At 67.4% G+C, this 20,104-nt stretch carries 19 protein-coding genes; 10 read left to right on the forward strand and 9 right to left on the reverse strand.

Annotated elements, in window-relative coordinates:
* Positions 1-40 precede the first annotated feature (40 nt).
* Complete coding sequence (locus tag OG394_RS04395) at positions 41-1,093, forward strand: M4 family metallopeptidase (RefSeq protein WP_328993556.1); 1,053 nt, start codon at positions 41-43, stop codon at positions 1,091-1,093.
* A 57-nt stretch (positions 1,094-1,150) separates the two neighbouring features.
* Here the strand turns inward: OG394_RS04395 and OG394_RS04400 are convergent, their stop codons facing one another.
* Entirely contained in the window at positions 1,151-2,062 is a 912-nt protein-coding gene (locus OG394_RS04400) for a LysR family transcriptional regulator (protein WP_328993557.1), read from the reverse strand.
* A 126-nt stretch (positions 2,063-2,188) separates the two neighbouring features.
* Here OG394_RS04400 and OG394_RS04405 point away from each other — a divergent pair, with 126 nt between their 5' ends.
* Positions 2,189-2,896: an SDR family NAD(P)-dependent oxidoreductase gene (locus tag OG394_RS04405; RefSeq protein ID WP_328993559.1), complete on the forward strand. Its 708-nt coding sequence runs from the start codon at positions 2,189-2,191 to the stop codon at positions 2,894-2,896.
* Between the two features lie 25 nt (positions 2,897-2,921).
* A complete protein-coding gene (locus OG394_RS04410) occupies positions 2,922-3,290 on the forward strand; it encodes a hypothetical protein (RefSeq protein WP_328993560.1) in 369 nt (122 codons plus the stop codon).
* 48 nt (positions 3,291-3,338) lie between these two features.
* On the opposite strand, the gene OG394_RS04415 is transcribed toward OG394_RS04410, so the two are convergent.
* Positions 3,339-4,847, reverse strand: coding sequence for a serine/threonine-protein kinase (locus OG394_RS04415; protein ID WP_328993561.1), 1,509 nt, complete (start codon positions 4,845-4,847; stop codon positions 3,339-3,341).
* 137 nt (positions 4,848-4,984) lie between these two features.
* On the opposite strand from OG394_RS04415, the gene OG394_RS04420 reads away from it, so the two are divergent.
* On the forward strand, positions 4,985-6,226 hold the full coding sequence (locus OG394_RS04420) for a MalY/PatB family protein (RefSeq protein ID WP_328993562.1): 1,242 nt from the start codon (positions 4,985-4,987) through the stop codon (positions 6,224-6,226).
* An 81-nt stretch (positions 6,227-6,307) separates the two neighbouring features.
* Here OG394_RS04420 and OG394_RS04425 read toward each other — a convergent pair whose 3' ends face one another.
* Entirely contained in the window at positions 6,308-6,862 is a 555-nt protein-coding gene (locus OG394_RS04425) for a TetR/AcrR family transcriptional regulator (RefSeq protein WP_328993563.1), read from the reverse strand.
* Positions 6,863-6,924: 62 nt separating this feature from the next.
* Here OG394_RS04425 and OG394_RS04430 point away from each other — a divergent pair, with 62 nt between their 5' ends.
* Positions 6,925-7,833 (forward strand): alpha/beta fold hydrolase, encoded by a 909-nt coding sequence (locus OG394_RS04430; RefSeq protein WP_328993564.1) that lies wholly within the window; start codon positions 6,925-6,927, stop codon positions 7,831-7,833.
* 23 nt (positions 7,834-7,856) lie between these two features.
* Here OG394_RS04430 and OG394_RS04435 read toward each other — a convergent pair whose 3' ends face one another.
* Positions 7,857-8,144, reverse strand: coding sequence for a DUF1905 domain-containing protein (locus OG394_RS04435; RefSeq protein WP_328993565.1), 288 nt, complete (start codon positions 8,142-8,144; stop codon positions 7,857-7,859).
* 160 nt (positions 8,145-8,304) lie between these two features.
* Between OG394_RS04435 and OG394_RS04440 the strand changes: the two genes are divergently transcribed.
* From OG394_RS04440 to OG394_RS04450, 3 genes are all read left to right on the forward strand, one after another.
* A complete protein-coding gene (locus OG394_RS04440) occupies positions 8,305-8,817 on the forward strand; it encodes a DUF2461 family protein (protein WP_328993566.1) in 513 nt (170 codons plus the stop codon).
* Between the two features lie 118 nt (positions 8,818-8,935).
* Complete coding sequence (locus OG394_RS04445) at positions 8,936-10,246, forward strand: cytochrome b (RefSeq protein ID WP_328993568.1); 1,311 nt, start codon at positions 8,936-8,938, stop codon at positions 10,244-10,246.
* Positions 10,247-10,291: 45 nt separating this feature from the next.
* Positions 10,292-11,653: a serine/threonine-protein kinase gene (locus OG394_RS04450; protein ID WP_328993569.1), complete on the forward strand. Its 1,362-nt coding sequence runs from the start codon at positions 10,292-10,294 to the stop codon at positions 11,651-11,653.
* Here OG394_RS04450 and OG394_RS04455 read toward each other — a convergent pair.
* Entirely contained in the window at positions 11,568-12,470 is a 903-nt protein-coding gene (locus tag OG394_RS04455; RefSeq protein WP_328993570.1) for a DMT family transporter, read from the reverse strand. The genes OG394_RS04450 and OG394_RS04455 overlap by 86 nt on opposite strands.
* Before the next feature lie 75 nt (positions 12,471-12,545).
* Between OG394_RS04455 and OG394_RS04460 the strand changes: the two genes are divergently transcribed.
* Positions 12,546-13,454 carry a LysR family transcriptional regulator gene (locus OG394_RS04460; protein WP_328993572.1) on the forward strand — a complete coding sequence of 303 codons (909 nt, stop codon included), beginning with the start codon at positions 12,546-12,548 and terminating at the stop codon, positions 13,452-13,454.
* Positions 13,455-13,458: 4 nt separating this feature from the next.
* On the opposite strand, the gene OG394_RS04465 is transcribed toward OG394_RS04460, so the two are convergent.
* The 3 genes from OG394_RS04465 to OG394_RS04475 form a co-directional block, all read right to left on the reverse strand.
* Positions 13,459-14,895 carry a family 43 glycosylhydrolase gene (locus tag OG394_RS04465; protein WP_328993574.1) on the reverse strand — a complete coding sequence of 479 codons (1,437 nt, stop codon included), beginning with the start codon at positions 14,893-14,895 and terminating at the stop codon, positions 13,459-13,461.
* Positions 14,896-14,906: 11 nt separating this feature from the next.
* On the reverse strand, positions 14,907-16,277 hold the full coding sequence (locus tag OG394_RS04470) for a glycoside hydrolase family 43 protein (RefSeq protein ID WP_328993575.1): 1,371 nt from the start codon (positions 16,275-16,277) through the stop codon (positions 14,907-14,909).
* Between the two features lie 95 nt (positions 16,278-16,372).
* Complete coding sequence (locus OG394_RS04475) at positions 16,373-17,056, reverse strand: FadR/GntR family transcriptional regulator (RefSeq protein WP_328993576.1); 684 nt, start codon at positions 17,054-17,056, stop codon at positions 16,373-16,375.
* A 411-nt stretch (positions 17,057-17,467) separates the two neighbouring features.
* Here OG394_RS04475 and OG394_RS04480 point away from each other — a divergent pair, with 411 nt between their 5' ends.
* On the forward strand, positions 17,468-19,852 hold the full coding sequence (locus OG394_RS04480; protein WP_328993577.1) for a ricin-type beta-trefoil lectin domain protein: 2,385 nt from the start codon (positions 17,468-17,470) through the stop codon (positions 19,850-19,852).
* Positions 19,853-19,902: 50 nt separating this feature from the next.
* Here OG394_RS04480 and OG394_RS04485 read toward each other — a convergent pair whose 3' ends face one another.
* Positions 19,903-20,103 carry a sigma factor-like helix-turn-helix DNA-binding protein gene (locus OG394_RS04485; RefSeq protein ID WP_328993578.1) on the reverse strand — a complete coding sequence of 67 codons (201 nt, stop codon included), beginning with the start codon at positions 20,101-20,103 and terminating at the stop codon, positions 19,903-19,905.
* Position 20,104 lies beyond the last annotated feature (1 nt).

Here is a 20,104-nt window from a genome sequence, read left to right on the forward strand (position 1 = left end):
CGTTGTGACGGCATACCCCTGCGTCGATACGGAGGCTCCGATGGCGCCGAAGACCTGGACCACCACGCTCGCCCTGACCGCGACCGCGGCCCTGACCCTGGCGCCCGCGCTGACGGCGTCCGTCGCCAGTGCGAAGCCGCCGGCCGGCAACACCACCGCGAAGGCGCTGGTCTTCATTCCGAACCCGGTGCAGTCCAGTGGTGACCAGTCCCTCACCGACCAAAAGGACTCGGCGACGGCGGTTCCCCGCGGTGAGTACTACGAGGTGACCCTGACCGACTTGGACGGCTCCGGCTACCTGCGCGGTAGCTGGGCGAACGTTCGGAGCAGCACCGGCACCCCGGCATACAGCACGAACGGCACCTACTTCTACAACCGGCACGACGACCAGTTCGAGCAGGTGATGTCGTACTTCTGGGGCACTGAGGCACAGAAGTACCTGCAGTCGCTCGGCTTCGGCAGCGAGCTGCCGCCGGTGAACGCCGAGAGCCAGGACTACAAGGTCGACCAGTACGGCCTCGACAACTCGTTCTCCTGGGACAAGCACGACACGATCACCCTCGGCAAGGGCGGCGTGGACGACGCCGAGGACGGCGAGGTGATCGTCCACGAGTTGGGGCACGCCGTACATGACGCCCAGGTGGCGGGCTTCGGCGCCTCGCTCGAGGCCGGCGCGATCGGCGAGGCGTGGGGCGACTACTTCGCGGTGACCGTCGGCGACTGGGTGGCGAAGAAGTACGGCGTCGCGGTGAAAGCGCCGCTGGCCTGTGTGATGGACTGGGACGCGACGTCGTACACGTCGACGGTTCCGCACTGCCTGCGTCGTCTGGACACCGGCAAGCACTACCCGGAGGACGTCGTAGGCCGGGTACACGCGGACGGGGAGATCTGGTCGCAGGCGCTGTTCCAGATCCGCACCGCGCTCGGCCCGACGGCGGCCGACCGGATCATCGTCAACGCTCAGTTCGCCTTCGCTCCGGACACCACCTTCGCCGCTGCGGCCCGGCAGACGGTTGCTACCGCACAGTCGATGTACGGCGCCAGGCAGGCCGCCGTCGTCCAAAAGGCATTCGCAGACCGCGGCATCCTCTAACCCCGCAGCCGTTCACCGCGCGAGCACTCCTCGCGCGGTGGTGCGTGGATGGACCACCTACCGGTAGGGATCCTCCGCCGGCAGCCAGCAGGTCGAGAGGTCCGCGCAGAGGGGTGGGATGTCGTCGGTCAGGGCGTGGATGGTGGACTGGATCGCTGCGCGCGGGTCGGCGCGGCGAGAGATGAGAGACCAGGTCCAGTACGGCGCCGGCTCGACCACCGGGCGTTCGGTCAGGTCTGGCGGGGTCTGCGTCGTGGTGCGCTTCGGGTTGTTGAGGACCGGGCGGCGGAGGCGGCGGATGTGTTCGTGGAAGGCGGGGCCGGTGAGGCCGCCGTCGTCGACGTACTCCAGGCGCGCTCCGGTCGCGCGGGCCCACTCCTCGGCGTAGTCGTTCCACGAGGACCAGGTCGCGATGTCGGAGTCGACGAGTACGACGACATCCTTCGCACGGACCGGTGAGTCGTCGGGGCCGGGCGATACGGCGTACAGGCGGTCGGCGCCGATGAAGCGTGCCTCCAGGCCCTGATCGGTGAGCGCGGAGGTCTTGATCCAGGCGATCGCCAGGTCGACACTGCCGTCGGCGACGCGCGCGGCCTGGGTGTGGGACGGCATGACCCACGCGTCGATACGCAGTTGCGCGATCCCGGCGACGCGGGTGAGCAGGTCCGGTGGGTGCCAGCTGACGTATCCAAGGCGGACCGGCTCCGCTTTCGAGAGGCCGGCCGCCGAGCGACGGAGCTCATCGGCTTGTTTCAGCAGGTCGCGGGCGGGCGCGAGGAGCGCCTCGCCGGACGAGGTGAGCGTGACCGAGCGACGGTCGCGGTTGAACAGGCGAATGCCGAGATCGCGTTCCAGCGCCTTGATCTGCTGCGACAGCGATGGCCCCGCGATGTGCAAGGTGGCGGCGGCACGGCCGAAGTTGAGTTCATCGGCCACCGCGACGAAGTACCGGATCTGCCGCAGTTCCATCTGCTGATCGTAGGCGCTGCCTCTCAGCAGGGAGGCAACAAGTCGTGGAAAGCCAGTCGGAGCCGCGCCACCATCGGATCAACGGAGAACGATCGCTCTCCACCGATCACAGAAGAGGGCCGGACAGTGAACACCCAGAAAGTCGCAGTCATCACCGGAGCATCCCAGGGCATCGGCGCCGGGCTGGTGACCGCCTACCGCAAGCTCGGGTACGCCGTCGTGGCGAACTCGAGATCCATCGAGCCCTCCGACGACCCATTCGTCCTCGCCGTACCCGGTGACATCGCCTCGCCCGGCGTCGGCAACCGGATCATCGAGCAGGGACTGCGGTCCTTCGGCCGGATCGACACCCTGATAAACAACGCCGGCGTCTTCATGGCCAAGCCGTTCACCGAGTACACAGATGAGGAGTTCGACCTGGTGGCCGGGGTGAACCTGCGCGGCTTCTTCGAGGTCACCCAGGCCGCGATCAAGGTGATGCTCGACCGGGACGGCGGCCACATCGTCAACGTGTCGACCAGCCTGGTCGACCACGCCAACACCAACGTTCCGTCCGCCCTCGCCTCGCTGACCAAGGGCGGCCTGAACGCGGTCACCAAGTCGCTGGCGATCGAGTACGCCGCCCGCGGGATCCGGGTCAACACCGTCGGCCTCGGCATCATCCGTACGCCGATGCACCCGGAGGAGACGCACGCGGCGCTGGCAGGTCTGCACCCGGTCGGCACCATCGGCGACGTCTCCGATGTCGTTGGAGCCATCACCTATCTCGAGGATGCGCCGTTCGTCACCGGCGAGGTCCTGCATGTCGACGGCGGCCAGAGCGCCGGCCACTAGACCTCTGCTTGAAGGAGCTCGAAATATGAACACCACCACCAGCATTCTCACCACGGTCCTCGACCGGTGGAAGGTCGGCGTCGACGCCCACGACCCGGAAGCCGTTGCCGCGGTCTTCACCGAGGACGCGATCTTCCAGGGCCTGCACCCGTACAGCATCGGCCCGGCGGGCGTAGCGGCGTACTACGCCTCGCAGCCGCTCGGCATGAAGGCCGACTACGACCTCCTCGAGACCCGGCAGCTCGCCGACGACCTCGTCCTCGGGTACCTCAAGGTCGCCTTCTCCTTCGTCGACCGGCCGACCGTCGAGGTCTTCCTCAGCATCGTTGCCCGTGGCAACGATGCGGAAAACTGGCGGATCGGCCACTACCAGGTCTCGAAGCTGGCCGGCTAGTGCCTGGGCTGGAGCTCCTGCCTACTGCAGGAGCTCCTGCTTGGCGCGCTAGTTGCCCTGGACGAGCGTGCGGTCGAGTTGGCCGAGCAGGGCGGTGATCTGCGGCGTGGGGGTCCAGCGGCCGTCCCGTTGCGCCTCGGCGAGCCGCTTGCCGGTATCGCGGTACTTCTCGGCAGCCTTGTCGGTCTCACCGGCAGCCAGGTATGCAATGACCTGATCGATGTCCCTGGCTGCTGCTCTTCCGACCTTGCCTTCGCGACCACGGGATTGTTCGCGCAAGAGCTGCGCAAGGGACGTCAGTGTTGCCCCGGTATTCAGGCGGGCAGCGGTTGGCGTCGTGCTGCCGGCCGACGTGGGCGTTGAACGGGTTGCCGGCGGCGAAGACGGCCGCGGCGAAGATGGCCGTGGCGCAGCCGTGGCCTTTGTGGTCAGGCCGGGTTGCGGTTGGCCGGCGTCTGTCGACGTCGTGCTGTCGCGCCACACCGCTACTGCGGCGGCGACGATGAGAGCCGCCGTTGCGATGGCGGCGATCGGCAGAAGCCTGTGACGGCGCCAGGTCGTTGACGCGTCGGGTCGATGAGTTGACTGGTCGCCGTGCGCGGCTGCCGTCGGAGCAACGGAATCGAGGACCGGCAGCACCTGTGTTTGACCCGAGGGGTCTAGTGCTCGGCTACCGCTCACCCCTGCGCTCACCGCTTGGACCGAGGCCGGCCGGCGGGCCGGGTCCTTCGCCAGCAGCGCCATGACCACGGCGGCCAGGTCCCCATTCACGTCGGGTCGGATGGTTTGAATCGGGACCGGGGCGGTGTGGATGTGCTGGCCGAGTACTTCCTCGAGCGTGTCGGCGACGAACGGCGGACGACCGGCGAGTAGTTCGTACAGGACGCACCCCAAGGCGTACCAGTCGCTGGCCGGCGTGGCGGGCTGGCCGCGAACCTGCTCAGGAGACACGTAGGGCGCAGTGCCGAGCAACTCCCGGTCCTGCCCGGAACCTGTGGATGCGGGGATGCCTACGGATATGGCTGCGATGCCGAAGTCGGTCACCTTCACCGTGCCGTCCGGCGCCAACAGCAGGTTGCCTGGCTTGATGTCACAGTGCACTACGCCCGCTGCGTGTGCGGCGTCCAACGCCCGAGCTATCTGTACGGCGATCTCGGCGACCTGCGCGGACGCTGCCTGACCGTTCGCCGTGGTTCGCAGCACCTCGGCAAGATTCGGGCCGTCGACCAGCTCCATCACCAGGAAGGCGGGACTGTCGTCACCGGCGACCACGTCGTACACCGCGACAACGTTCGGGTGGACCAAACGTGCGGCCTTACGCGCTTCGGCACGAATCGCATCCGGAGGCGCATCGCCAGTCGTACCGGACTGCCGGAGTAGTTTGACCGCAACCGGTCTACCAAGCTCCAGGTCGTCGGCACGCCAGACCTGTCCGGCACCACCGTGACCGAGCAGATGAGCCAACCGGTACCGTCCGGCGAGCAAATCGCCGCCGACAGGCTGACGACGGCCCCGAAGTCGCCCGGGTTCTGGCAGTTCGCTCCAACCATCCGACACCGCACCATCCAAACACAGCCGCCCGACCGGGCGGAGGGCGGCGACAGGCGGTGTCGTACGGCAGGCCCCGATCCGACACCCTTCGTCAGCGGCACCGTAGTGTCCTTGCCGCATCGGCTGGAAGGGGCTGAGTTTTGATGAACGAGCCGTCGGGTGGCGTGGCCAACCCGCTTGAGCAGCTGACTCCGCAAGAGCTGCGGGAGCGCACCAGCCTGAAGTGGCGGACCCATCCTGCGGACGTATTGCCGCTGTGGGTCGCGGAGATGGACGCCGTGCTGGCCGAACCGGTCGCCGAAGCGCTGCGGGCGGCCATCGACCGCGGGGACACCGGGTACCCGTTCGGGACGGGGTACGCCGAGGCGCTGGCCGCGTTCGCGGAGCGGCGTTGGGGTTGGTCAGGCGTGGAGGTTTCGCGTACGGCGATCGTTCCCGACGTGATGCTCGGAATCGTCGAGGTGCTCCGACTCATCACGGATCGCGGCGACACCGTCGTGGTCAGCGCGCCGGTCTACCCGCCGTTCTACGCCTTCGTCAGCCATGACGGCCGCCGTGTTCTCGAGGCTCCCTTGGCCCCGGACGGACGGGTCGATCTCGCCGTGCTCGACGCTGCGTTCAGCAGGGCCCGGGCGCAGAGCTCCCGCGTCGCGTACCTGATGAGCAACCCGCACAACCCGACCGGGGTCGTGCACTCCCACGCGGAGCTCGAAGGCATCGCTGCGCTCGCACGGCGTCACGGCGTCCGGGTGGTTTCCGACGAGATTCACGGCCCGCTGGTCCTCCCCGGGGCCACGTTCACCCCTTACCTCAGCGTCGACGGTGCCGAGAACGCCTTCGCGGTCACTTCCGCCTCGAAGGCGTGGAACCTGGCCGGTCTGAAAGCAGCCCTCGCCATTGCGGGACCGGAGTCACGCTCCGACTTGGCTCGCCTGCCGGAGGAGGTGAGCCACGGACCCAGTCATCTGGGCATCCTGGCCCACACCGCAGCGCTCCGCCACGGCGAGCCATGGCTGGACGCCCTTCTGATCGGGCTCGACCAGAACCGCGCGCTGTTGGGCTCGCTGCTCGCCGAGCACCTCCCGGAGGTCCGGTGGACGCCCCCGCAAGGTACCTACCTCGCGTGGCTCGACTGCCGCGAGCTCAGCCTGTATGACGCCCGTGCTGAAACCGACGGCGTAGGGGAAGGGCCCGGGATCGTCAGCGAGCTCGCCGGACCTGCGCGCTTTTTCCTTGCTGAGGCCAAGGTCGCGCTCAGCTCCGGGCACGTCTTCGGCGCCGGAGGGGCAGGACATGTCCGGCTGAACTTCGCGACCTCACAAGCCACTTTGACCGAAGCCGTGACCCGAATGGGCCGCGCCACATCCCGCGCTGCGACCACGTGACGAACGTCGTCTCGTGCCTGATCGTCCGGATCGCTCGCGGGTGGGATGGTGGCGCGCTGCTTGTCTACGCTGAGCGTCAGGTCAAGACGCTGCGAGGGCGCGCACCGCGCGTTCGATGGTGGGGCGCAGGTCGAGGGTGGGGTCGACGGTGAGGCGGTGCAGGAGCAGGCCGTCGGCGAGTGCCATCAGGGCGCGGGTTGCCGGCACGGGGTCGGCGATGCCGACGGCGATCACAATCCGCTCGGTCCACCGCTCGAACTCGCGGCGCTGCCGCCGCAGCGGCTCGCCAAGCTCAGGGTCGCCGGTGAGTTCGAGGAAGAGGGCGTAGCGTGCGCGGGTGCGCGTGGCGAACAGCCCGGTCTGCAGTTCGGCCATGGCGCACAAACCCTCGATCAGCCCGTCGAGTCCCGTGATCGCAGGCATCGCGGCCGGGTCGAAATCGGCGCGCTCGCGCTCGGCGATCCAGTCCACCACGCCGGCGAGCAGCGCCCGGCGGGTGCGGAACCAGTTCGAGGTGGACCCGGGCGGGAGGCCTGCCCGTTCGTCGACCCGCGCATGGCTCAACGCGCGCACACCCTCCGCGCCGAGCAATTCCACGGCCGCCTCGAGTGCGCGTTCCCGGGTGGCCGCCGGCATGGACGTCCCCTTCCAAGAGATCTACTATAAAAATAGTAGTCCACCGCACGAAGGAGGCGGCCATGACCACGCCCGATCCCCGCATCAACCGTTCCGTCGACGTCTCGGCCTGGTCGCCGCCGCTGCCAGAGGCCGCCGGCTTCGAGCATCTCGTCGTCGAAACGCCAGGCCTTCGCACTCATGTCGCCGCGATCGGGGAAGGCCGGCCGGTCGTGCTGCTGCACGGATTCCCGCAGCACTGGTGGCAGTGGCGCGCCATAGCTCCGGCCATCGCCGCAGGTGGCTACCGCGTCATCTGCCCAGATCTGCGCGGGGCCGGCTGGACCGTGGCCGCCGATCCGCGGGTCGAACGCGAGACCCGGCTCCGCGACCTGCTCGCCCTGTTCGACGTACTCCACATCGAGCGCGCCGACCTCGTCTCCCACGACATGGGCGTCATCACCGCGATGCAGCTGAGCTACGAGCATCCCGAGCGGGTACGCACGGCAGTGCAGCTCGCCGTGCCGCCGGGCTTCATGACGTTCAGCCCGAAGTTACTCCCGGGCTTCCGGCACCTGCCCGCGTTCATCTGGCACCGCCCGGGCGCCTCACTGCGCGGTACCTTCTCCGAGGCGTACGTCGCCCGCCCGATGTCGGAGGCCACCGTCGAAGCCCACCTCGCCCCGTTTGCCCGACCCGACATCGACGGCGCGGTGCGTCCGCTCACCCGCGGCATGATCCTGCCCGAAGCCATGCGCATCATGCGCGGGGTCTACCAGCGCCGGCGGCTCACGGTGCCGACCCTCGTCGTCTTCGGCCGTCGCGACCACCCTTGGACCGAGAAGAACATGCGGCGGGTCTGCCGCAATCCGGAGCGGTACGCCGATCGCGTCGAGTTCGCCTACGTCGACGACGCAGCGCATTTCATCACCGACGACGCTCCCGCCGCGGTCGCCGACCTCGCGCTCGACTGGTTCGAACGTGCCGCATGACGGACGGGTAGTTCACCACTAGGTCAGACGGCCACGAAGAGGCGGACGGTGATGGTGTCGCCTTCTTCTATCTGCTCGGCTTTCCGGATGACCGTTTTGAGCGGTACGACGTAGCTGCCGTCCTTGGGCCACAGGGATGTGGTCCACTCGGTTTCGCCTACACGGGCTGTCACCGGGATCATTCCCCAGCCGTAGCTCACGTAGGTGGAAGTGGCCTGTAGGTCGAGGAACTCCTGATCCGGGACTGTCACGAAGTACCAGGGCGCAGGCCCCCGCCAGTACCAGACCTCTCCGCTGAACTCGACATGCATGCCCGCCAGCATAGGAGGATCTAGGCTGCCAGTCGTGACCAGTGATTTCGAGGGGTGGCCGCGGGCCGCTTTCGATGTGCTGCTCCAGCTTGACGGTGATCCTTCCGCCGAGGTCAGGCGGCGATGGAGGCGAGACCGGGAGGAGTTGGTTCGCCGTCCGATGATTGAGCTGCTCAATGCGGTGGCTGAGGCGGATCCGGCGTACGAGGACTTCTCTGTCTGGGGCTACGGCGAGGTTCTGGTGGAGGCATGGCAGCGGCAGAGCGCGATCGTTCGGCTGGGCCGGAACGTCGAACTGAGCGTCCGGTTCGATCTCGACGGTCTGGAGGTCGGCGTGGCGTGGTGGTACGCGCCGGCGGTGCAGATCGAGCGGTATCGGGCCGCGGTCGCGGATTCCGGTTCCGGGCGGCGGCTGACCGGGATCGTGCGGAAGCTCGAGGGGGAGGGGTTCGTGATCTCGGGTGACCTGCTGAAGCGGCCGTTGCGGGGGTATCCGGCCGACCACCCGCGGGCGCAGCTGCTGAGGCACCGGTCGGTCATCGCGACCCGGCCGCTCGGCTGTGACGACTGGATTCACACACCCGCCGCGGCCGACCGAGTGATCTCCGCTCTCACCCAGTTGCGCCCGCTGGCCCGGTGGCTGGTCGAGAACGTGTCCCAGCCCCGCCCCTGACGCCGCCAAAGCACCGCGAGCGTGATGTGTGACACGGGATGTCACAGGCGCGATGGCTGCGGGGTCGTATGGGTGACCGCGTAGTGCGGCCCGGCTGGATGACAGGAGGGGTCGAGCCATGCATCGCCCGTGGAGCAACCTGCGAGCAAGGGTATTCCCCGACCACTGGTCGCTGCTGTTCGGCCAGATCGCCTTCTACAGCTTCGTCGTGATCGTGCTCAGCGGCGTGATTCTGACGGTGTACTACGAACCGTCGGTCGATCATGTCGTGTACGACGGACCGTACGCACCGCTGCGCGGCGTACCGATGTCACGTGCACTGGAGTCCACCCTGGCGATCACCTTCGAGGTCCGCGGTGGTCTGCTGATGCGCCAGATCCATCACTGGGCCACGTTGATCATGACGGCGGCTATCACGCTGCACTTGTTGCGGCTGTTCTTCACCGCTGGATTCCGTCGGCCACGGCGGGTGAACTGGCTCGTCGTCTTCGGGGTCCTGACCGTCACGCTGGCCGCCGCCCTCACCGGCACCTCACTCCCGGATGACATGGCGTCCGGCACGAGCCTCGCCGTACTCGATGGTGTCCTGCAAGCGACTCCGGTCGTCGGCCCTGCTCTCTCGGCGGTGCTGTTCGGGGGCCAGTTTCCGGGCGATGTGCTCTCGTGGTTCTACCCGTTGCACGTCGTCGTCCTGCCCGCCGTACTTGTAGTCCTCTTCGTTGTCGGTGCGGTCCTCGCACTCAGGCACAGGCCCGCGCAGTTCACCGGACCCGGGCGAACCGAGGACAACGTGGTGGGACGTCCGGCACGCGTGGCTGCGGTCAAGAGTGTTGGTCTGCTCTGCTTCGTCGACGGCGCGCTCCGGCTGGCACCAGGCTGGGAATTCGTCGTGCAGGGCAAGACGATCACCCTGGCGGTACTCCTGCCGGTCACGGTCTGCACGCTGTTCCTCGCGCTCGTCGCCGTCTACCCGTTCATCGAGGAGCGTCTGACCGGCGACCGTAACCATCACCACCTCCTCCAGCGGCCGCGCAACAACCCGACCCGAACGGGCATCGGAGTCGCCGGCATCACCTTCTATGGTGTGCTCTGGGCCGCAGCCGGGGCGGACACGATGGCCGTGTTGTTCCACCTTTCGGTGAACTCACTCCTGCAGCTCTTCCAGGTCCTCCTGATCCTGGGCCCACCCGCCGCACTGGTGATCACCCGCCGCATCTGCCTCGGGCTACAAGAACACGATGCACGGATCGCGGAGCTCGGCGTCGAGACCGGCATCGTCGTCCGGCGGCCGGACGGTGGGTACGTCGAACAACACCGCCCAGTCGACGAATATCGGCGCCAGCAGCTCGTGGGCGCATCCACCGAAAACCGCGCGGCCGGGGATCCTGGTCCGCCGCGTCGGCGCCTGCTGGGCAGGACGTCCGCCTAACTGAAGTAGCAGGTTGATATGTGGGGTGTCGGGTACTGATCTGCGGTGCTGGTTGCGAAGCGATACAGACTCGGTCCGTCCATTGCGCGGGGTGGCATGGGAGAGGTGTTCCGTGCCACCGATGAGCAACTGGGCCGGCTGGTCGCGGTCAAGCTGCTGTTGCCGTCACAGGATCCGGACGCGGGTGAGCGGTTTCATCGCGAGGCACAGGCGGCCGCGAAGCTGAGCGACCCGCACGTGGTCTCCGTGTACGACTTCGGCCGGCACGGGGACGGGTTCTTCCTGGTGATGGAGCTGGTCGAAGGCCGGACTGTCGCCGAGGAACTCGCCCAGCGCGGACCGCTGCCGAAAGATCGCGCGATCGACATCATCGAACAGGCTGCCGCGGGCCTGGCCGCGGCGCATCGGGTGGATGTCGTCCATCGGGACGTGAAGCCGCGCAACCTGTTACTGACCGCGGACGGCTTGGTCAAGGTCGCGGACTTCGGCATCGCCCACCTGCCGGCAGACGAGGCGACTACGTTGACGGCGACGGGCCAGATCATCGGCAGCGCCCATTACCTCGCACCTGAGCGAGCAAGCGGCGGCCGCGCGGTCAAAGCCTCGGACGTGTACTCGCTGGGTTGCGTGCTGTACCAGTTGGTGACGGGTCAGCCGCCGTTCGTTGCGGATCACCCCACGGCGATTCTCTACCAGCATGTCGACGCTGCTCCGGCACCTCCGAGTCTGCTCCGGCCCGAACTGGGCGGACCGTTCGAGGACATGCTGCTCCGGATGCTCGCCAAGGATGCCGCCGATCGTCCGTCGGCCGCCGAGATCGCGGCCGGCGCCCTGCGCGTCGAACCGCTCGGAGACACCTTCAGTGCCGCCCGGATGCCGAGCAACACCCTGCTAGCCGGCCTGGTCGCAGCCCTCGCGACGGTAGCGGCCGTGATGGCCGGAGTTCTTCTGTACGGCAGTGAGACGAAACAGCCGCCGACGACCGACATCGACCCTGCACCGGGAATCAGGTCCAGTACGCCGAAGACTGACGCGCCGGAATCCCAGACCACCACCGGCCGCACCCAGCCCGGCTCTGTTGACCGGCCGACCACATCGACACAGCCATCACAAAGCGCCTCTTCGCAACCAACACCGTCTACCGCCTCTCCCAGCAGCACCTCGCCTGGAGCTACGCCTTCTCGTACGCCCACGCAGAGCAGCACGCCCACTCAGCGAACGCCTTCGACGGCACCTTCGCCCGCCAGCACGCCGCCACCCCAGAGCGCGTCGACGGCCACCCCGTTAACAGCCACTCCTTCGACAGTCACTCCCTCGACTTTCACTTCCTCAACTCGAACACCGGCGACTGGTACGCCGGCAACACCGGCATCCGACTCGGCCACTGGATTACTGCTGCCGCGCTGAGTACGAGGGCAGCGCCGGCCAGTTGCACCGCGCCGAGGGACTCGTTGAACGCTGCTGCCGCAAGGCAGACCGTGACGACAGGTTCAAGCGTCGACAGGATCGACGCGGCTGACGGACCGACCCGTGCCATTCCTGCGAAGAAGAGGAGGATCGCGGCGACCGTACTGATCACGGCGATTGCTGTCACCCATCCCCATCCGGTGGCACCGAAGTCGAGCTCAGGCCCACCCTGCGCTGCGCTGGCCACGCTGAACGTCCCGGCCGCGCCCGTACAGACGAGCGCGCTCAGCGCCAGCGGCGGGATGCGCGGGCCGATCCGATCGCCGGTCAGGATGTAGACGCTGTAGGCGAGTGCGGCGCCGAAGCCCATCGCCGTACCAACACCGTCCAGGCTGCCCGATGCTGCGCCGCCGAGGACGAGGGCGGTCCCGGCCGAGGCGACCAGCAGCGCGACGATCCGGCGTCCGGTGGCCCGCTCGCGGCCGAGGGCGACCGCGCCGACCATCACGAGGGCCGGGTACGCGTAGAGGATCAGCACAAGCAGGGACGCATCCATCCGCTCGAGCGCGCCGAAGAACAGGCCGGACTGCGTCGCGTAGCCGATCCCGCCCATCGCGAGCCCGGCCATGATCGAGCGGCGCGATAGACCACGCAAGGCGCCGGTCGCGTGAGCGACGGCGAGCAGCAGCGCGGCCGCGATCGCGAAGCGCAGGAGCAACAGGTCTCCGAGCTCGACCCCCTCGTCATACGCGTATTTCCCGAAGATCGCCATGGCGCCGAAACAGGCGGCGGACAACAAGCAGAGGGAGGCACTCACAGGACGATGCTGGCATCGTCAACTATTCACGTCCATCTCCTCTTTGTGCATGGAACCAAGTAGCATTTCTGAACGATGCTCGATCTCCGCCGCCTCCGACTGCTCCGCGAACTCGACGCCCGCGGAACCGTTCACGGCGCCGCGCGGGCGCTTGGCTACACACCGAGCGCCATCTCCCAGCAGCTCGCGGTGCTCGAGCGTGAGGCAGGCGCAAAGCTGCTCGAACGGGCCGGCCGGAACGTGCGGCTTACCGACGCGGGCCGAGCGCTGGTCCGGCACGCGGCCGCCCTGCTCGATGGGATGGAGGCAGCCGAGGCCGAGGTGGCCGCGATCGCCGCGGGCCACCCGGCGGGCGTCGTACGGGTGTCTGCTTTTCAATCCGCCTTCCTGCGCATCGTGGCTCCTGCTGTCGCCGCGCTCGGTCGAAGTCACCCCGACATCCGGGTCGAGGTGACTGAGGCTGAGGTCGAGGAGGCGGTGCCGGCGCTTCGCCTGCGGCAACTCGACGCGGTGGTCGGCGACGAGTACTCCGGCCAGCCGCGGCCGGTGCATCGCGACCTGGCTCGGGAGTCGCTCGTGCGGGAGCACGTGCGGCTGGTCCTGCCGCTGACACATCCGCTGGCAGCCGAAGACCCGGTCCAGATGACGCAACTCGCCGACGCCCGGTGGGCCGCCTGCCAGCCGGGCACCGGTCATCGTGAGATGCAAATCCGCGCCTGCCGAGCACTCGGCGGCTTCGAACCCGACCTGCGCTACGCCTCCGATGACTTCCTGATCCTCGTCGAGATGGTCCGCACCACCGGCGCCTGCGCCCTCCTTCCCGACCTCGTGCTCGGCTACGGCGTTCCCGGCGTCGCGGTCCGCTCCCTCGCCGAGGGCGCCCTCGATCGCGAGGTCTTCCTCCTCACCCGTGCAACCAGAACCCCTGCGGTCGAAGGTGTCGCCGCCGCCCTCCATGCGGCTGCTCAATCCAGCGCGACGTGACGTGTCATTCCAGTACGAACGTGGCGTCCGCGCGGGCCTGCGCGTCGGTCACTGGTTGCAGGTAGAGCAGTCCGTTGCTGTGCCGGATATAGCGGCCGGTGAAGTTCAGGGACTCGAACGACACGGCCGAGCTGGCGGCGAGTCCGGCGCGCTGAGTGAAGCTGGCGTCGTTGCGGAACAGGGTGCTGCCGTCGTTGCGCTCGACCCACAGTTCGTTGTTGCGGTGCCGCAGGTGGTAGCCGGGGAAGTTGGTCGACTCGAACGACACAGTGCCGGAACCGGCTAGGCCCGTCACCATCTTGAACTGCGAGTCGGCCAGCGGGGCCACGTTGGCTTCGAGCTTCGCGCGGAACTCCCAGTGCCGTACGAAGCGGTCAGCGTTGTACGACTTGAGCCGGACCGGCGTCGGGCCGTCGGCCACCGGGATGCCGAAGTCCGGTGTGCCGTCGGCCTTGTAGTAGACCTTCTGTACGCGCGTACGGCGGTTCGGGTCGTTGAGCGGATCGCCGACGATGTCGCGGTAGTTGCGGTCGTGGTAAACCATGATGTCGCTTTGGCCGTCCTCGGACACCGTGAACGAGTTGTGGCCCGGTCCGTACTGACTGGTCGCGGCGTTGCTGGCGAACACGGGGTTGGGGCTCTTGGTCCACGATGCCGCGTTGAGCGGGTCCGACGAGGCGGACGCGGTCAGCATGCCGAGGCAGTAGTTCGCGTCGGTGGCGCTGGCCGAGTACGTCAGGAAGAGCTTTCCGTTGTGCTGCAGGACTGTCGGCCCCTCGGCGACCTTGTGTCCACGGGTCTCCCAGGTCAGCGTCGGCACTGTCAGCCGGGTCACCTGGCCGGTGATCGTCCACGGGTTCGCGCCCATGCGGGCGACGTACAGGTTGGAGTTGGTAGCGATACCCGGTTCCTGCTGTGCCCAGGTCAGGTACCGCACGCCGTTGTTGACGAACGTGGAGGCGTCCAGCGAGAAGGTGTCCCACGGTGTCGTGACGCGGCCGCGTTCGGTCCAGGTTCCGGTCAACGGGTTGGCACTCGAGCTCTCCAGCACGTACATCCGGATCCGCCAGATGTCGTCACTACGCCCAGCCGCGAAGTAGACGTACCACTTGCCATTGATGAAATGGATCTCCGGTGCCCAGATGTGGGCGGCCATCTCACCGCTGGAGTGCTTGCGCCAGATCACCGTCTCCGCCGCCGTGGCCAGGCCTTGGATCGTGGTCGCGCGGCGCAGGACGATCCGGTCGTACTCCGGGACGGTCGCGGTGAAGTAGTAGAAACCGTCGGTGTGCTTGAAGATGTGCGGATCGGCACGCCGCTCCGCGATCGGGTTCGTGTTCCGCACCGCCGGCGTCGCGATCGCCTGCGGCACAGGCAGACCGGCAACGCAGGTGACGGTGATCAGTACCAGCACGAGCAGGCGATGGAGTGTGGTTTTCATCGACTGTCCTTTCAGGCTAGTGGCGCGGAAAGGGTGAACGACGCGTCACGTGCGAACGCCGCGTCCGAGGTGCGCCAGTCGACGCGCACCTCGAAGTTGTAGTGGCGCAGGTACCGGCCGGGATGGGCGTAGGACTCGAACGACGTGCTGGTGCCTCCGGCCAGACCGGCACGGCCGCAGAACGTGGCGTCGCGGGCGAACGTCGAATCACCGGAGTTGGTGTCGAGCCGGACGCGGAAGGCGTAGTGCCGCAGATAGCGGTCCGGGAAGTTCACCGACCGGAACGAGTAGCAGTTGCCGTTCGCCAGTCCCGGCACGATGGTGAACGTCGCGTCCTGGCGAGCGGTGACGCTGCTGGACGAGCTCACCGGCTCGACGTACGCCAGATTGTCGCGGTGCCGGACGTAGCGGTCGGGGTGGCTCACCAAGCGCAGGGACCGGTTGCCCGTCGGTACGGCGGTGGTGTCGCCGGAGTCCTCCCGCAGCACCGTGAAATGCCGCGCGACGCCGGACAGCCCGGGCATCTCGACCTTGCCGCCGAAGGAGTTCAGGTTGGAGCTGTCGGCGTAGTAGTACCGGCGCTGGCCGTACTGGTCGAAGTAGATCCGCCAGCGGCCGTCGGGCAGCCGCACGACCGCGGGCCCCTCCAGCCCGGCACCCCAGCCCGCCCAGTTGCCCGTGCCGACGAACGTCCACGGGCCGTTCAGCGAGGTGGCGGTGGCGTGCTCGATGTACTTCGTCGTCTCGTTCTTGAGGAAGTTGTGGTACGTCCCGCCGACCTTGACCACGAAGCTGTCGATGAAGTTGGCCGGGATGCCGAGCGCGACCGGGCTGCTCCATGCCGACAGGTCCGAGTTCGTCGCGGTGATCCGGTACGGCCGGAACTGTCCCGCCGTTCCGGTAGTGGACGCGGAGAAGATCACGTGCACGCTGCCGTCGGAGTCCTTGAACCACTCCGGCGCCCAAGTGCTGCCGGTGGCTCCGTTGAGGCCGACCCGGACGTTGCGCAGAAACGTCCAGCTGACGTAGTCCGCGCTGCGGGCGAAACCGATCGTGTCGCCGGTCCAGTTCGTCGTGTAGACGATGTAGTAGTAACCGTCGGTGTGCCTGATCACGCTGGGATCGCGGATGAGGCCCGACGGCGGTGTGTAGGCGTTCGCTCTGACCTGGGTGAAGTTGGTCGCGTTCGCGGAGTCGTAGACGTACATGTTCGACTCGCTGCTGTTGGTGAACGCCGTCATCAGGTAGTGCGGCGCAGGGCCGGCGGCTGAAGCGACCGATGGGACGACGACGATGCTCGCCACGGCGGCGAGTACGGTCGCGACCGCGGTCAGCATGAACCGCCGGACAGAACGCGCATTGCGGGGCGGGGACGAGCGCATTTGACCAGATCCTTAGTGTGGGCGGCACCTGGGAAGTTAGCGCTAACATAATGTTGCATGCCCACCCGTCTGGCAATGGGGAGTGCCGGCCGGAGTCAGCCGAAGACTCGGCGCTGGATCTCTCGGCGGTAGTCCTCGAGCGTGTTGTCGAGGTGGAGGGCGGTGGCCTGTGCCGCTGCCTCGGGGTCGCCGTCCCGGATGGCCTGGAAGATTGCGGCGTGCTCCTCGGTGGCTTCCGCCGCGTGGCCACCGACCGTGCCGTGCAGGCCGATGGTGGTGGACTGGTATTGAAGGCGGCGGGCCTCGCGCACCGAGGCGATCAGAAAGTTGTTGTGCGAAGCGGTGGCGATGCCGAGGTGGAAGTCGTCGTCGCCGCGATTGAACACCGCGGCCTGCCCGGTCAGGTGACCATGCCGGCAGGTCTCGGCGGCGGCTTCGATGGCTCGCAGTTCGGCCGGCGTCGCGCGGGTCGCTGCCAGTCGGCTGGCAGCGGTCTCCTGAACCCGGCGGAACTCGAAGAGCATGTACACGTGATCGAGATCGGTGGGATGGAAGAACCCTCCCCATCGTGACGAGCCCAGCATTCCCTCGTCATCGGAGACGTAGAGTCCGCGGCCTTTCTGGGCCCGGATTCGGCCGATCGCTGAGAGGATCTTGACCGCTTCCCGCACCACGGTACGACTGGAGCCCAGGCGTGCGGCGAGTTCGTTCTCGGTGGGCATGCGGTCGCCGGGCCGCAGTTCCAGCTCCGCGATGAGCTGCAGGATCTGCTCGGCCACCAATTCGTAACCGGGCCGGTACGGGCCGGCCTGCGGCTGATGCGTGGATGCGCCGGTGTCGGCCGGAAGGGACGCGCTGTCCACCTGCCTGCCCCCTTCGTGTAGGACCGCCAGACTTGCGGACGCCGGTCCGAGGATACAGCCAGTTGGGTCTGCAAAGGCTCCCAGATCGAAAGATTAGTAAGTCTCATCTCTTGACTGAGTGTCATCTGCCGATTGTTATGTGTTACCTAAACATAACAATCCGCCCTCGTGAGCCATCAAACGTCACATCGTCGCGCACGACGCATTGCCCTGAGGCCTCAGATGAGTCAGACACATTTCACGGACTGACTGCCTCGCCCTCGAACTGCCCGCCCGCACTCAACCGACCGGATCAACCAACCCGCCCTCCGGAAAGGTGATACACCCATGCCCCCAGGCACCAGCTCGTTGATCGCCGCGACCATCGCGGCGACCGCCCTCACCGGGTCGATGCTCGCCGTCCCTCCCGCACAGGCCGCTGACATCGCGGCCGTGCGGATCGTGGTCGCCCCGCACGGCAACGACCGCAACTCGGGTTCCACGGAGAGCCCGGTCGCCACCCTCGCCAAGGCCCAGGAAATGGCCCGTGCCCAGTCCGGCGAGACCGACGTGGTCGTGGAGCTCGCAGGTGGTGTCCACCGGCTGTCCGAACCGCTGAGGTTCACCAGTGCCGACTCAGGACGCAACGGCCACACCGTCACGTGGCAGGCCAGCCCAGGCGCGACACCAAGGGTGTCCGGCGGCCAGCCTGTGACCGGCTGGACGCAGCACGACGCGGGCGCGAACATCTGGGTCGCGTCGGTCCCTCAGGGCGTCGACTCCCGGCAGCTCTACGTGGACGGAACGCTGGCGCCGCGCGCGTCGATCGCCATCTCGCGCAACGATGTGCGGATCACGAACAGCGGCATGACCATCACGAACTCCGCACTCAACTACCTCGCCACGCTGCCGCAGCAGAACCGGATCGAGTTGGAGAGCCTGAACTCGTTCACCGACCGGTACTCGCCCGTACAGAGCATCAGCGGCACCACCATCACGATGCAGCAGCCCGCGTGGAACAACAACAACTGGGGGTACGACACCCTCGCCAGGCCCTTCGCGGGCGGCGGTCTGACGCTGCACAACTCCTACTCGTTCCTGAGGAACGCCGGACAGTGGTACCTGGACCCCCAGGCCGGACGGCTCTACTACAAGGCAGCCGCCGGCCAGTCGCCCGTCGGGCGGGACATCGTGCTGCCGCGCCTGACCTCGCTGGTCCAGCTGAGCGGCAGTTACGCCGACCCGATCCGCAACATCACCATGCGGGACATGGTCTTCGAGCACACCACCTGGCTGCAGCCGGGAACCTCGATCGGTTATGCGAATCAGCAGAGCGGCGCCTTCATCCCGGCCGCCCACCAGATGCCCGGCGACTTCCTGACCTCGTGTCAATCGGGCTGCCGGCAGTTCGAGGGCACGCGCAACGGCTGGGGGCAGGTGCCCGCCGCCGTACAGGTCTCAGCTGCCACCGGAGTCACCTTCACCAACAACACCTTCCGCCACCTCGGCCAGGTAGGCCTGGGGATTGGCAATGACGCCAACGCGCACCAGTCGGGTATCGGCCTCGGCGCATCCAGCATCACCGTTACCCAGAACACCTTCACGGACCTTTCCGGTGGCGGGATCCTCATCGGCGGAGTCCGTCCGGACGCGCACCACCCGGCCAATCCCGCGATGGTCAACAGGGACATCCTGATCAAGAACAACCTGGTGACCGATGTCGCCAAGGACTACAAGGACATGGCAGGCATCCTGTCCACGTACGCCACCCGCGCCGTCATCGAGCACAACGAGGTGTCCAACCTCGCGTACGACGGTATCGACGTCGGCTGGGGCTGGGGCGCCAACGATCCCGGCGGTAGCCAGGACTACCGCAACCGCGGCCTGTACGACTACCAGCCGGTCTATACGACTCCGACGACGTTGCGCGAGACGATCGTCAGGTACAACGTCGTCCACGGCACCAAGAAGTCCCTCCACGACGGCGGCAGCCTCTACAACCTGTCCGCCAACCCCGGTGGCTCGATCGACCACAACCTCGTCTATGACAACCGAGGCACGGTCGGCCTGTATCTGGACGAAGGCTCGCGCTATGTCTCCGTGTCGAACAACGTGGTCATCGACAGCGGGGTCTTCGCCTTCACCAACGCCAGCAACACCAACAACACCAACGACAACGTCTTCGCGGACAACTGGTACAACACCGGCGTGACCAACGTGGCCACCGGGCCGCCGCACAACAACGTCGTCCGAGGGAACGTGCAGGTGAGCGGTTCCTGGCCCGTCGGCGCGCAGCAGGTCATGGCAGCGGCAGGCATCGAACGCGCTCTGCGCCCCAGCACCGGTGAGGTCTTCGCGCTGGCCGCGGGCAAGTGCCTGGACGTTCCGAACAACAGCACCACCCCAGGGACACAGCTGAACATCTGGGCATGCTCCGGCGGCGCGAACAAGATCTGGACCCGTACGGCAACGGGCCAGCTGACCGTCTACAGCGGCGGCAACACCCGGTGCGCGACCGCCCTGAACAACCAGACCACCAACGGCACCGAGGTCGTGATCTCGCAATGCACCGGGGGAGCCAACCAGCAGTGGCAGTTCAACACCAACGGCACCATCACCGGTGTGCAGTCCAGGCTCTGCCTGGACGTCAGCGGCGCCGGCACCGCCAACGGCGCCAAGGTCCACCTCTGGACCTGCCACGGCGGCGGCAACCAGCAATGGGCGCTCTCCTGATCACAACCTCGGTCTGACGTGTGGGCGAAGGCCCGAATGAGCGAAGGAACTCATTTCGGGCCTTCGTCCTGCAAGGCGATCCGGAGCGCGTGCAGGCCGTAGTGCAGTCGGGAGCGGACGGTGTCCCGCGGCACGTTCAGCGCCTCGGCCAGTTCGGCGACCGACTGACCCAGGTAGTAGGCGCGGACCACCACCGTCCGGTGGTCCGGTGTCAGTCGGCTCAGCGCTTCGGCGACCTGCAACGGTTCCATT

This window comes from Kribbella sp. NBC_01245, assembly GCF_036226525.1.
In the GTDB taxonomy this organism is placed as follows: Bacteria; Actinomycetota; Actinomycetes; order Propionibacteriales; family Kribbellaceae; genus Kribbella.